The organism is Streptomyces sp. NPDC005438 (assembly GCF_040606315.1).
Lineage (GTDB): Bacteria > Actinomycetota > Actinomycetes > Streptomycetales > Streptomycetaceae > Streptomyces.
The window spans coordinates 47,951-60,426 of sequence record NZ_JBEXEP010000016.1; the positions used below are offsets into that span (position 1 = coordinate 47,951).

8 protein-coding genes are annotated in these 12,476 nt (G+C 71.6%); 6 read left to right on the plus strand and 2 right to left on the minus strand.

The window, feature by feature from the left end; genetic code table 11:
- The first annotated feature begins 46 nt into the window (after positions 1 to 46).
- The 4 genes from ABZT14_RS24745 to hflX all read left to right on the plus strand — a co-directional run bounded on the left by ABZT14_RS24745 (position 47) and on the right by hflX (position 5,536).
- Positions 47 to 559, plus strand: a complete 513-nt coding sequence (locus ABZT14_RS24745; protein ID WP_356306456.1) for a hypothetical protein — start codon at positions 47 to 49, stop codon at positions 557 to 559.
- Positions 560 to 619: 60 nt separating this feature from the next.
- The gene (gene dapF, locus ABZT14_RS24750; RefSeq protein ID WP_356306458.1) at positions 620 to 1,507 is read left to right on the plus strand and encodes a diaminopimelate epimerase; all 888 of its coding nucleotides are present in this window, start codon (positions 620 to 622) and stop codon (positions 1,505 to 1,507) included.
- A gap of 227 nt (positions 1,508 to 1,734) precedes the next feature.
- Positions 1,735 to 3,834: an HD domain-containing protein gene (locus ABZT14_RS24755; RefSeq protein ID WP_356306460.1), complete on the plus strand. Its 2,100-nt coding sequence runs from the start codon at positions 1,735 to 1,737 to the stop codon at positions 3,832 to 3,834.
- 205 nt (positions 3,835 to 4,039) lie between these two features.
- The gene (gene hflX, locus ABZT14_RS24760; RefSeq protein WP_356306462.1) at positions 4,040 to 5,536 is read left to right on the plus strand and encodes a GTPase HflX; all 1,497 of its coding nucleotides are present in this window, start codon (positions 4,040 to 4,042) and stop codon (positions 5,534 to 5,536) included.
- An 84-nt stretch (positions 5,537 to 5,620) separates the two neighbouring features.
- On the opposite strand, the gene ABZT14_RS24765 is transcribed toward hflX, so the two are convergent.
- Entirely contained in the window at positions 5,621 to 6,799 is a 1,179-nt protein-coding gene (locus ABZT14_RS24765; protein WP_356306464.1) for a hypothetical protein, read from the minus strand.
- Positions 6,800 to 6,944: 145 nt separating this feature from the next.
- On the minus strand, positions 6,945 to 8,159 hold the full coding sequence (locus ABZT14_RS24770) for a hypothetical protein (RefSeq protein WP_356306466.1): 1,215 nt from the start codon (positions 8,157 to 8,159) through the stop codon (positions 6,945 to 6,947).
- Between the two features lie 428 nt (positions 8,160 to 8,587).
- On the opposite strand from ABZT14_RS24770, the gene ABZT14_RS24775 reads away from it, so the two are divergent.
- Entirely contained in the window at positions 8,588 to 10,381 is a 1,794-nt protein-coding gene (locus tag ABZT14_RS24775) for an IucA/IucC family siderophore biosynthesis protein (RefSeq protein WP_356306468.1), read from the plus strand.
- A gap of 37 nt (positions 10,382 to 10,418) precedes the next feature.
- Positions 10,419 to 12,422, plus strand: a complete 2,004-nt coding sequence (locus ABZT14_RS24780; protein ID WP_356306470.1) for an ATP-dependent DNA helicase — start codon at positions 10,419 to 10,421, stop codon at positions 12,420 to 12,422.
- The last annotated feature ends 54 nt before the right edge of the window (positions 12,423 to 12,476 follow it).

The window sequence follows — 12,476 nt, forward strand, 5'->3', positions numbered from 1 at the left end:
ACCATCGTTCGAGCCGTTAAGCCGGAGTTAAGGAGGGCATGTGGCGATGGAGGCCAGCCCTCGACACAACGAGGAGGCGGCGGTCGAGCATCGAGGCAGCACCCAGCGGTTGGGCGACTCCGTGGCCACCGACCCCCCCGAGGACCGGGAGGACGGCGACCCCCTGTCCGCCTCTCCGGTGTCCCCTCAGGGTGGTCCCGCCGAGGCGGGGGACACCCCCGTCGAACCCCACGAACTGCGCCCGCCCCGCCGACTGCGGCCGTGGCAGTTGGCGCCGATCGTCGGACTGGCGGCCCTGGGCTCCCTGATGTTCGCCTTCCCCCTGGCCTTCGAGCCCGGCGGTGGCTCCGGCGCCGTGGTGGCCATGCTCGGTCTGCTGCTGTGCGGGTGCGCGGCCGGCTGGGGTCTGATGGCCGCGAGCCGGGCCGGACTGCGCTGGCCGGGCCTCAACCGCCGTGAGGCGGAGCAGCGCCCTGACTGGCGGGTGGTCGTGGTCTACGCCCTGGTCGTGACCGCGCTGGTGGCGCTGGCCATCTGGCGCGTCGCGATTCTGCGCTGATCCGCGCTGAACCTCCGCCCGGAGTTCGCGTATCGGGCGCGGCCTCGTACGATCGGGAACGTGACCAGCAGCGCGACCGTGCCGTTCCTCAAGGGTCACGGCACCGAGAACGACTTCGTGATCATCCCCGACCACCAGAACACACTGGACCTGCCCCCCGCAGTGGTGGCACGGATCTGCGACCGGCGGGCCGGCGTCGGCGGGGACGGACTGCTGCGCGTGGTGCGCAGCGAGGCGCACCCCGAGGCGCGGGCGATGGCCCCGGACGCCGAGTGGTTCATGGACTACCGCAACAGCGACGGCAGCGTGGCCGAGATGTGCGGCAACGGCGTACGGGTCTTCGCCCGCCACCTGGGGGCGGCCGGGCTCGTCGAGGGCGGCGACCTGAGGATCGCCACCCGTGCCGGGGTGCGCGAGGTGCACCTGCCCAAGGACCCGGCCGAGGGCGTCACAGTGACCATGGGCCGGCCCCGGCTGTCCGGTGCCGAGGTGACCGTGACCGTGGGGGAGCGGTCCTGGCCGGCGGTGCAGGTCGACATGGGCAACCCCCACGCGGTGGTGTTCGTGGACGACCTCGCCGAGGCGGGCCCGCTGCGTGATGCACCCGCGCTGTCCCCGGCCCAGGCCTACCCCGAGGGCGCGAACGTGGAGTTCGTGGTCGTGGGGAAGGACCCCGCGTCACGTCAGGTGGCCCTGCGGGTGCACGAGCGGGGGTCGGGCGAGACCCGTTCCTGCGGTACCGGGGCCTGCGCGGTCATGGTGGCCGCCGCCCGCCGGGCCGGCGCCGAACCGGTCCGGGACGGGACGCCGGTCAGCTACCGGGTGGACGTCCCCGGGGGAACCCTGCGAGTTTCCGAACGGGTCGACGGCCAGATCGAGATGACCGGCCCGGCCGTGATCGTCGCCCAGGGGGTCCTGGACGCGGGATGGCTGGCCGCTGACCAGTGAAAGGACGTCATCCCCTTTGCCAGAGCGCGGAGTTGAGGTAAACATCCCTCGATGGGGTGATCCCGTCTCGTCGGCGTACCAGCCGTTCATGGGCACGTGATGGGGTCGATAGCATCGAGCACCCCGTGCCCCGGGGTATCCACGAGCGGAGGGCCCATGAGCGAGCGCAGCCAGCGACATCTCACGGGGGGCGGCCCTGCGGGCGCGCTCCTGCCCGGAGCTGGTCTATGAGCGCCGTACGCAGCATCCGCAAGCTCAGCAGGGCCGCTCTGCGCGGTCCGCGTCCCGGACTTCCCGACGCCATCGAGCACCTCGCCCAGGCCCACCGGCGGCACCACCCCCACGCCGACCTCGGCGCCCTCAGCCGCGCCTACGTGCTGGCCGAGTCCTCCCACCGTGGACAGACCCGCAAGAGCGGTGAGCCGTACATCACCCACCCCCTGGCCGTCACGCTGATCCTGGCCCAACTCGGCGCCGAGACCACCACCCTGACCGCCTCCCTGCTGCACGACACGGTGGAGGACACCGAGGTCACCCTGGAGCAGGTGCACCGGGAGTTCGGCGAGGAGGTCGGCTACCTGGTCGACGGCGTCACCAAGCTGGAGAAGGTCGACTACGGGGCGGCGGCCGAGCCTGAGACCTTCCGCAAGATGCTGGTGGCCACCGGCGACGACGTACGGGTGATGTCGATCAAGCTGGCCGACCGTCTGCACAACATGCGCACCCTGGGGGTGATGCGTCCCGAGAAGCAGGATCGTATCGCCAGGGTGACCCGCGACGTGCTGATCCCGCTGGCCGAGCGGCTCGGTGTACAGACCCTCAAGAGGGAGCTGGAGGACCTGGTCTTCGCCATCCTCCACCCGCAGGAGCACGCCCGCGCCCAGGAACTGGTGGGTCAACACCCGGTGGGCGAGGGGCCGTTGGTGGGCATCGCCGGCGAGGTCCGGCGGGTCCTGCGGCAGGCGGGGATAGACGCGCGGGTGCTGATCCGCCCGCGCCACCTGGTGTCGGTGCACCGCATTCACCGGAAGCGGGGCGAGCTGGGCCCCTGCGAGATGGGCCGGCTGCTCATCCTGGTCGAGGAGGACGCCGACTGCTATGCGGTCCTCGGTGAGCTGCACACCTGCTTCACCCCGCTGATCTCGGAGTTCAAGGACTTCATCGCCACCCCCAAGTTCAACCTCTACCAGTCCCTGCACACCGCCGTCGCCGACGGCCAGGGCCAGGTCGCCGAGGTGCTGGTGCGCACCGCGCAGATGCACAAGGTCGCCGAGGCCGGGGTGATCGCCCTGGGCAACCCGCACCGGGCCCCCGAACCGGGCGAGGAGGGCGCGGAGGAGGAGCGCGCCGACCCCACCCGGCCCGGCTGGCTCTCCCGGCTGCTGGACTGGCAGAGCCAGGCCCCCGACCCGGACACCTTCTGGAGCGAGCTGAGGGACGACCTCGCCCAGGACGGGGAGATCACCGTCTACTGCCTGGAGACGGACCCCACCCAGACCCTCCACCTGCCGGCCGGTGCCACCTGCGTGGACGCCGCCTACGCCCGGCACGGGCTGGAGGCACACCGCTGTGTCGGCGCCCAGGTCAACGGGCGGTTGACCGCCCTGAGCGCGGTGCTGCACGACGGGGACACCCTGCGGCTGTTCCTCGCCCCGAAGACCGCCCCGGGCAGTTACGGACCCTCGCCCGAGTGGCTGGAGCGGGCCCGTACCCCTCGGGCCCGGATCGCCATCCGCAAGTGGCTGGAGGACAACCACGGGGTGGAGCTGGAGGAGCCGGACGCCTCCTCAAGGACCCCCGCGTCGGCCGCCGCCTCCCCGTCGACCACCGCCCCCGCCCGGCCGGTCAGCCCGTCCGTGGCCGAGGAGGAGTCCGGGGTACGGGTGGAGGAGCGGCCCGAGGCCCCGGTACGTCTGGCCCGGTGTTGCACCCCGGTGCCTCCCGACCCGGTGCTCGGCTTCGCGGTACGCGGGGGCACCGTCACCGTGCACCGGCAGAGCTGCCGTGCGGTGGCGCAGATGTCCGCCGAGGGGCGCAGCACGGTCGCGGTCAGCTGGCAGGACGGTGCGAGCGGTTGCCGGGTCACCCTGCACGCCGAGGCGTTCGGGCGGCCCCGTCTGCTGGCCGACCTCACCGAGACCATCGCCGTGCAGGGCGCGGCCGTGGTGGCCGCCGACGTGGAGCCCCCCAGGGAGCAGCGGGTCCGCCACACCTACACCCTCCGGCTGGCCGACGCCGCCGAGCTGCCGGCGTTGATGCGGGCCATGCGGGACGTGCCCGGGGTGTTCGACGTCTCCCGTGGAGCGGCGGCCTTTCCCGAGCTGTGAGCCGTCAGCGGGCCGGGTGAGGGGCGGACAAGGGGCGCAAATCGAGGTGACCGCCGGGCGGGACCGTGCGACCATCAGGGGCGTCGGCCGGCGTTCTGCGGGTGAGCCCATCCGGTGGGGCGTCCGCCGTGGGGTGCGGCCGGGGAATCAGAACCCACTCCGAGCGTGTTCTCCCAGCGACTGACAGATCTACCAAAGGAATCCATTGACCTTCTCTTCTTCCCTCCCGCAGTACGGCCCGCGCAGCACCGAGTCCACCCGCCGAGCCGACGCCCTGATGGAAGAGGACGTCGCCTGGACCGAGGAGATCGACGAGGAGCGTGACGGGGAACAGCTCGACCGCAGCGAACGCGCGGCCCTACGACGGGTGGCCGGCCTGTCCACCGAGCTGGAGGACGTCACCGAGGTCGAGTACCGGCAGCTCCGACTGGAGCGGGTGGTGCTGGTCGGCGTGTGGACCTCGGGCACCGCGGCGGACGCCGACAACTCGCTGGCGGAACTCGCGGCGTTGGCGGAGACCGCCGGCGCCATGGTGCTGGACGGGGTGATCCAACGACGGGACAAGCCCGACCCCGCGACCTACATCGGCTCCGGCAAGGCGGAAGAACTCCGCGACATCGTGTTGGCCACCGGTGCCGACACCGTGGTGTGCGACGGCGAGCTGTCGCCGGGCCAGCTGATCCACCTGGAGGACGTGGTCAAGGTCAAGGTGGTGGACCGTACCGCCCTGATCCTCGACATCTTCGCCCAGCACGCCAAGTCCCGGGAGGGCAAGGCGCAGGTGGCCCTGGCGCAGATGCAGTACATGCTGCCCAGGCTCCGGGGCTGGGGCCAGTCACTGTCCCGGCAGATGGGCGGTGGCGGTTCCAGCGGCGGTGGCGGCATGGCCACCCGTGGACCCGGTGAGACCAAGATCGAGACCGACCGTCGGCGTATCCGCGAGAAGATGGCCAAGATCAGCCGCCAGATCGCGGACATGAAGACCGGCCGCGAGGTGAAGCGGCAGGAGCGGCGGCGCCACAAGGTGCCCTCGGTGGCCATCGCCGGGTACACCAACGCGGGCAAGTCCTCCCTGCTCAACCGGCTCACCGGAGCCGGTGTGCTGGTGGAGAACGCCCTGTTCGCGACCCTGGACCCGACGGTACGCAAGGCGGAGACGCCCAGTGGCCGGCTCTACACCCTGGTCGACACGGTGGGCTTCGTACGCCACCTGCCGCACCACCTGGTGGAGGCGTTCCGCTCCACCATGGAGGAGGTGGCCGACTCGGACCTGATCCTGCACGTGGTGGACGGAGCGCACCCGGACCCGGAGGAGCAGCTGGCCTCGGTCCGCGCGGTGATCCGCGACGTGGGGGCGGTGGACGTGCCGGAGCTGGTGGTGATCAACAAGGCGGACGCCGCCGACCCCGAGGTGCTCAGCCGACTGCTCCGGGCCGAGCGGGACGCCCTGGTGGTGTCCGCCCGTACCGGCGACGGGGTCGACGAGCTGCTGCAACGGATCGACCAGGAGCTGCCCCGACCGGCGGTGACCGTCGACGTGGTGGTGCCCTACACCCACGGTGGGCTGGTGTCCCGGGTGCACGCCGAGGGGGAGGTGCTGGCCGAGGAGCACGGCGAGGACGGCACCCGTCTCAAGGCGCAGGTGCACGAGGAACTGGCCGCCGAGCTGCGCCGGTTCGGGGCGGTGGCCGAGGCCCACTGAGCCGGCGACGGTCGGACCTGACGGCGGGCCCGGTACTCGGAACCTCTCCGAGTACCGGGCCCGCCGTGGTGTGGACCGCGTGGGTCAGGAGTACTTCTTGCTGATCGCGTCGAACACGCCGCGTTCGGTGGAGCCCAGCTGGGGTCCGGCCATCCAGGAGGCGGGCCGGGAGCCGAGGGAGTTGACCGAGACCAGTTCGGCCTTGCCCGAGCTGCCCTTGACGAACCAGCCGCCGCCGGAGGAGCCGCCGGTCATGGAGCAGCCGATCCAGTGCATGGCCGGGGCCGCCGGGTCGTACCGCAGCTGGCGGGGTCGGTCGGTGCACTGGAACATCCGGGCGCCGTCGTAGGGCGGGGCCTGGGGGTAGCCGTAGGCGCTGACGCCGCTCATCCGGGGCACACTGAAGTTGATCTTGATGGCGTTGCCCACCGTCTCCTCCAGGGACCGCCCGGTGGCGTTCTCCGGCTTCACCTTCAGCACCGCGAAGTCGTGCTGGGCGCCGTAGCCGCCGCTGGAAGTGCCCTTCTGGATCCAGTAGTTGGTGGTCTGGGCCCACTCGGCCCACCACATCCCGTACGGGGCACGGTCCCGTAGCGAGGCGCGTTCCACCTGCTGGGGGCTGAGCCCGCGGTTGTTGTAGGCGGGGGCGAAGGAGATGTTGCGCAGCCAACCCCCGGACCGGCCCTCGTGGACGCAGTGGCCGGCGGTGGCGACCAGGTTGGACTTGCCCGGGTGGCGGGGGTCCTTCACCACGGTCGCGGAACAGACCATCGGGCCCTTGGGGGACTCCATGAACAGCTTGCCCGCCGGGGCCGCGTAGTCGGTGTACGGGGTGGAGACCGCCTTGGCCTCCTTGCGGGGCGGCTCGGTGTCGGTGGTGGCGGACGAGGTCTCCACGTCGCGGGGCGTGGACTTGCGGTTGTCCTCCGCCTTGTTCATCCGTTCGGGCTTCCAGTGGTCCTTGATGATCGGGTTGATGAAGTCCCGGGCCTCGCGGACCTTCTTCGACCAGTCCTTCCAGCCGCCGTCACGCCACTGGTCCAGGTTCTTGATGGAGTCCGGCAGCCCTTCCGGCAGGGTCAGCCGCTCCTTGCCGTCCTTGGTGCCGTCGCTGTCGTCGGTCCGGGACTGTTCGGACTTCTTCTGGTCCGGGGACTGCTGACCCTGGTCCTCGTCGGAGTTGCAGGCGGTGGCGGTGAGGGTGAGCACGGCCACCGCGGCTATCGCGGCGAACGCCGGGTGCCGTCTTCTCGTGGATGACATGGGTGGTTCTTCTCCCGTTACGTGTGAACTGCGGTGCCGGGCCGGGGACTCGGGTGCGTGGGTCACCGCCCGGAGGGGGCACCGGGGTGCCCGTGGTGGGCCCGTGCCGGGTCGTGCCCCGGGCCGGGCCCACCGTCGTCGGTGGTCAGTTCCCGCCGCCGAACTTGGCGCTCACCTGCTGGAGGACCTTCCGCGCGTCCTTGTCCAGTCGGGGACCGGCGAGCCAGCCGCCGGTGGCCGGGCCGATCGAGGTCACGGACAGCAGCTGGACCTTGCCGTTGGGGGTGGGCGCGAGCCAACCGCCGCCGGAGGCGCCGCCGTTCATGGTGCAGCCGACCCGGTACATGGTGGGCTGTCGCGGGTCGATGGTGAGCCGGCTGGCCCGGTCGGTGCACTTGTACATCTTCAGCCCGTCGAAGGGCGGGGCGGCCGGGTAGCCGTGGGGGGAGAGGCTGGTGACGCTCTTCACCCGGGGCATACCGAAGTTGACCGGCACCGCGGGCTTGCCCACGGCCTCCTCCAGGGACCTGCCGCCCTTGTTCTCCGGCCGGACCTTCATGACGGCGAAGTCCTTCTGCGCGCCCTTGCCGCCGCGCTCCGCCCCGTTGTCGATCCAGTGCTGGGTGGTGCCCGCCCAGCTCGCCCACCACTTGCCCTTGGGCGTGATGTCCTGCTGCTGGGCCTGCTTCAGCTCCTGCAACGGCAGGCCCCGGTGGTTGTAGTAGGGCACGAAGATGATGTTGCGCAGCCAGCCGCCCTCGGCGCCGGCGTGGACGCAGTGGCCGGCGGTGGCGACCAGGTTGGACTTGCCGGGGTTCTCGGGGTCCTTGATCACGGTGCCGGAGCAGACCGCCGGCCCCTTCTTGGTGTCCATGAACACCTTGCCGACCGGGGGAGCGGAGTCCTCGTACGGAGTGGACACCGCCTTGGCGGGGACACGGGCCGGGGTCGGGTCGGTGACGCCCTGGTCCTCACCGGCGCCGTTGCCGTCCTGCTCGTCGGGGATGTCGTCCTCGTCGACCTCGCGGTCACCCTCCTCGGCGTCCCGCATCCGCTCCCGGTCCCACAGGTCCTTGATGATCGGGTTGATGAACTCCTTGGCCTCGCGGGCCCAGTGGTCCCAGTCCTTCCAGCCGCCCTTGCGCCACTTCTCCAGGTCGCGGATGGACAGGGAGTCGGGGAGCTTGATGTCCTCGGGAAGCCCCAGTCGTTCCTTGGTCCGGTCGTCGGGTTGGGCGGTGGCCGAGGGTTCGTCGGCGGCACCGTCGTCCTCCGGTCCGCAGGCCGTCGCGGTCACCGCGAGTGCGGCGACGACGGCGGCGGTCACGAGTACCGAACGCCGCCTCCTGATGGCTGACATGAACTCCCCCTGGCATCGCTCTGTTGTGTTGTGTACGGGTCACCCTGACCGGCTGGGACAGCCCCACTATGCCGGTGCTGAGGGGGACGGAGCGACGCGGGGTGCGGTTCCGCGTGGTACCTGAACCCGGATGCTTTCACCATCGGTTCGTGACGTGGAGGTCACCCCCACAACCTCCGCCAGCCGTACACAGTCGGGGACCCGCCCTCTGCTCCGGGAGCCGTTCGGCCGGGCGTCAGCGCAGTTGGGGCGGGGGAACACGTGGAAATCGTCGGGGGATTGGGGCAGGGGTGTTTCCCGTGGCGTCAACAGGTGGAGATTCCTGACAGACACGTGAGTCAGCCGTGTGCCCGCGCCCCGGATCCCCCGGCCCGTCCCCACCCGGGCGCCGGCCCCTCACACGCCACAGAGCCAAGGAGTATGCGCCCATGACCCGAACTTCCGACGCCGTCGGCGAGTGGCCCGGTGCCCTCGCGTTGCCGGTGGGGCTGACCGCCGACACCTGGCGGCGCGTGGCCCGCGAGCTGCTGGCCAAGATGATCGGGGAGTTCGCCTACGAGGAGATCATCACCCCTCGCCCCGAGGGGGAGGGGCGGTACCGCCTTGAGGTCGACGAGTCCCTCACCTACCGCTTCCGGGCCACCCGTCACGCCTACGGCCACTGGAGGGTCGACCCCACCTCCCTGGAGCCGAACGCCGATCCGCTCACCTTCGTCGCCCACGCCCACCAACGGCTGCTCGGACTGGGTGGGGACACCACCGGCCACGTGCTCCGCGAGCTGAACGCCACCCTCAGCGCCGACGCCCTGATAGCCGACGGCGCCCTGGAGGTGGGCGAGTTGGCCGACCTGGACTACGCGGAGCTGGAGGGCCACCAGACCGGTCACCCCTGGCTGGTGCTGAACAAGGGGCGCCTGGGCTTCTCCGCCTCCGACGCGGGCCGCTGGACCCCCGAGGCCCGGGTGCCCACCCGCCTGCCGTGGATCGCGGTCCACCGTGACCTGGCCGAGTACCGGGGGACCAGCGAACTGGCCGAGCCCCACCGGCTGTACGAGGACGAGCTGGACGAGGAGACCCGGCACCGCTTCCGCCAGGTGCTGACCGAACGGGGCGAGGACCCCGCCGACTTCCACCTGCTGCCGGTGCACCCCTGGCAGTGGGACCAGACGGTGGCCACACTGTTCGCCCCGCACCTGGCCTCCGGGCAGATCGTGCCGCTGCCGGCCGACCCCGACCACCGGATCGCCCAGCAGTCGATCCGTACCTTCCTCAACGCGGACCACCCCGGCAAGCTCACCGTGAAGTTGCCGTTGTCCATCCTCAACACCCTGGTGTGGCGGGGGCTGCCCACCGAGCGCACCGTCGCGGCGCCGGCGGTCACCTCGTGGATGCGCGACCTGTGGCGGGCCGACCCCTTCCTGTCCGAGGAGACCCGGGTGATCCTGCTGGGGGAGGTCGCCTCGGTCACCGTGACCCACCCGGTGTACGACCGGTTGCCCGAAGTGCCGTACCAGTACAAGGAGTTGCTCGGCTGCGTCTGGCGCGAGCCACTGGCGGAGCGGCTGGACCCGGGGGAGCGCGCCCGTACCCTCGCCGCGCTGATCCAGACCGACCCCGAGGGGCGGGCGCTGGTCGCGGAACTGGTGCGCCGGTCGGGGCTGGACCCGGCCGAGTGGCTCCGCCAGCTGTTCTCCGCCCTGCTGCCGCCGCTGCTGCACTTCCTCTACCGCTACGGCACGGTCTTCTCCCCCCACGGGGAGAACGCGATCGTGGTCTTCGACCAGCACGACGTACCGACCAGGCTGGCCGTCAAGGACTTCGTGGACGACGTGAACGTCAGCGCGGATCCGGTGCCCGAGCAGCAGTCCATGCCCCAGGAGGTACGGGAGGTCCTGCTGACGGAGCCCTCCGCCTTCCTGCCGCAGTTCATCCACTCCGGCCTGTTCATCGGCGTCTTCCGCTACCTCGCACCTCTGTACGAGGAGCAACTCGACCTGCCGGAACGCGAGTTCTGGGACCTGCTGCGGGCCGAGGTCCTCCGCTACCAGCAGCGGTTCCCCGAGCTGAAGGAGCGGTTCGAGACCTTCGACCTGCTGGCGCCCCGGATCGAGCGGCTCTGCCTCAACCGCAACCGGCTGCACCTGGACGGGTACCGCGACCGACCGGAGCGGCCCCACGCCGCCGTACACGGCACGGTGGACAACCCCCTGCACCACTCCTGACGGGGTCGTTGTCAGTGGCGGCACGTAGGGTCGCCGCATGAGCGAGACCGCCCTCACCGAGCTGCTGCACTCCGCCGTGACCGCCGTGGGCGGCACCGAACGGCCCGGACAGGTCGCCATGGCGGAGGCCGTGGCCGAGGCGATCGACGAGGGGAGACACCTGCTCGTCCAGGCGGGGACCGGCACCGGCAAGTCGCTGGGGTACCTGGTCCCCGCCCTCGCCCACGGGCTGGAGGGCACCGCGGGCCAGTCCGACGGCCGGGTGGTGATCGCCACCGCCACCCTCGCCCTCCAACGGCAGCTGGTCGAGCGCGACCTCCCGCGTACGGTCGCCGCGCTCCAGGAACCCCTGGGCAGCCGTGCCGAGTTCGCCATGCTCAAGGGCCGGTCCAACTACCTGTGCCTGCACCGCCTGCACGAGGGGACGCCGCAGGAGGAGGAGACCGGCCTGTTCGACGTCTTCGAGTCGGTGGACAGCGGGCCCACCAGCAAGCTCGGCAAGGACCTGCTGCGACTGCGGGACTGGGCGGACGAGACGGACACTGGTGACCGGGACGACCTGACCCCGGGGATTTCCGACCGCGCCTGGTCCCAGGTGTCGGTCTCCTCCCGCGAGTGCCTGGGGGCCAGCCGCTGTGCCTACGGAGCCGAGTGCTTCGCCGAGGCTGCCCGGGAGCGGGCCAAGCTCGCCCAGGTGATCGTCACCAACCACGCCCTGCTCGCCATCGACGCCATCGAGGGCGCCCCGGTGCTGCCCCCGCACGAGGTGCTGGTGGTGGACGAGGCCCACGAGCTGGTCTCCCGGGTCACCGGCGTCGCCACCGGCGAACTCACCCCGGGCGCGGTCAACCGCGCCGTGCGCCGGGCCGCCAAGCTGGCCGACGAGAAGGCGGCGGACTCGCTGATGACCGCCGCCGAGACCTTCGAGCGGCTGATGGAGCTGGCCCTGCCCGGCCGGCTGGAGGAGCTGCCCGACGACCTGGGGTACGCGCTGATGGCCCTCCGGGACTCCTGCCGCACCGTGATCACCGCCCTGGGCAACACCAAGGACCGCTCCGTGCAGGAGGAGGACGCGGTCCGCAGACAGGCCCTGGCCTCGGTGGAGAACGTGCACCAGGTCGCCGAACGGATCCTGGAGGGCGACGAGTTCGACGTGGTGTGGTACGAGCGGCACGACCGCTTCGGAGCCTCACTACGGGTCGCCCCGCTGTCCGTCTCCGGGCTGCTGAGGGAGAAGCTCTTCACCGAACGCGCGGTGGTCCTCACCTCCGCCACCCTCAAGCTGGGGGGCGACTTCAACGGGGTGGCCGCCTCCCTGGGGCTCGCTCCCGAGGGGCAGCGGGAGGAGGACGTCCCACCCTGGCGCGGCCTGGACGTCGGTTCCCCCTTCGACTACCGCAAGCAGGGCATCCTCTATGTGGCGGCCCACCTGGCCCCGCCCGGCCGCGAGGGGCAACGGGAGGACATGCTGGGGGAGTTGACCGAGCTGGTGGAGGCCGCCGGTGGCCGGACGCTGGGGCTGTTCTCCTCGATGCGGGGTGCCCAGTCCGCCGCCGAGGAACTCCGGGGCCGGCTGGACGTGCCGGTGCTGCTCCAGGGGGAGGAGACCCTGGGGGAGCTGATCAGACAGTTCCGGGACGACCCGGGTGCCTGTCTGTTCGGCACCCTGTCCCTGTGGCAGGGCGTGGACGTGCCGGGGCCCAGCTGCCAGCTGGTGGTGATGGACCGCATCCCCTTCCCCCGTCCCGACGACCCGCTGCGCAACGCGCGGCAGAAGGCGGTGGAGCAGGCCGGTGGCAACGGCTTCATGGCGGTGGCCGCCAGCCACGCGGCCCTGTTGATGGCGCAGGGGGCCGGGCGCCTGGTGCGGGCGACCGGCGACCGGGGAGTGGTGGCGGTCCTGGACTCCCGGCTCGCCCGGGCCAGGTACGGCAGCTTCCTCCGCGCCTCCATGCCGGACTTCTGGTACACCAGCGACCCCGCCCAGGTGCGCCGCTCCCTGGCGGCGATCGACGCGGCGGCCCGGGCCGAGTCGCGGTAGCGCTGGTCCACGCGGGGAGCCACCCACGGAGGGGCTCACGGAGTACGGGTCGCC